The 476-nt window shown below is 36.1% G+C and carries 1 protein-coding gene; it reads left to right on the forward strand.

Annotated features, from left to right (window positions below; all coding sequences use genetic code 11):
- On the forward strand, positions 1-476 hold a 476-nt coding region (locus AACS00_RS07960; RefSeq protein WP_258306903.1), incomplete at both ends, for a CatA-like O-acetyltransferase.

Raw genomic sequence — 476 nt, forward strand, 5'->3', positions numbered from 1 at the left:
TTTATATACATCATTAGCCGATTGGTAAATAAACATGCAGAATTCCGCATGGCAATGAAAGACGGGGAATTGGTGATATGGGATAGTGTTAACCCTGGGTACACTATCTTTCATGAACAGACCGAAACATTTTCATCTTTATGGAGTTATTACCACAAAGATATCAATCAATTTTTGAAAACTTATTCAGAAGATATAGCGCAATACGGTGACAATCTAGCCTATTTTCCAAAAGAATTTATCGAAAATATGTTTTTTGTGTCAGCAAATCCTTGGGTAAGTTTCACCAGTTTTAACTTGAATGTGGCGAATATAAACAATTTCTTTGCCCCTGTATTTACAATAGGTAAATATTATACGCAGGGAGATAACGTTCTGATGCCACTAGCAATTCAAGTGCATCATGCCGTATGTGATGGCTTCCATGTAGGCAGATTACTCAATGAAATACAGCAATACTGCGATGAGGGATGTAA

The sequence above is a fragment of the Vibrio sp. 11986-1-5 genome (assembly GCF_963878025.1).
Lineage (GTDB): Bacteria > Pseudomonadota > Gammaproteobacteria > Enterobacterales > Vibrionaceae > Vibrio > Vibrio injensis.